This is a genomic window from Campylobacter sp. 2018MI10 (assembly GCF_018501175.1).
Lineage (GTDB): Bacteria > Campylobacterota > Campylobacteria > Campylobacterales > Campylobacteraceae > Campylobacter_E.
Window position 1 is genome coordinate 1 of the sequence record NZ_JAHCZD010000126.1, and the last position, 395, is coordinate 395.

Here is a 395-nt window from a genome sequence, read left to right on the forward strand (position 1 = left end):
TAACATTTTCAACATGTGAGAAAAGGAACGAAACGTTCGCTTTCCCTTGCATTAGAATAAGTCAAACCACTTGTTTTTACACAGCTCGTTTAACTTGATCATGTAAGGCCTGTAATAATATCACATCAGAAATATTTCCTGATCATCATCCACAATATTCTCTCTCAACACCTTCTTTTGGCAATGCCACACCAGTCGGTAAAGTTCTTGCCACTTTTCCAGCGTTCCGATCAGAACGCCACCGATGATATACACATGGTTACCTAACATACAGTTGTACACTGATTCCAGTGTTTCAAGTTTAAGCCCTCTTCTGATCGTAAAAAAATGCATTTTTTCCTTATTGAAGGGCCAGGACCACTTTTTTATTCCACTAGTGGTATCAGAATCTCTAC

The 395-nt window shown here is 38.7% G+C and carries 1 protein-coding gene; it reads right to left on the reverse strand.

The window, feature by feature from the left end:
• Window positions 1–120: 120 nt before the first annotated feature.
• The coding region (locus KJR01_RS09970; protein ID WP_214119097.1) for a WlaTC/HtrL family glycosyltransferase at window positions 121–395 on the reverse strand (275 nt) is incomplete at its 5' end.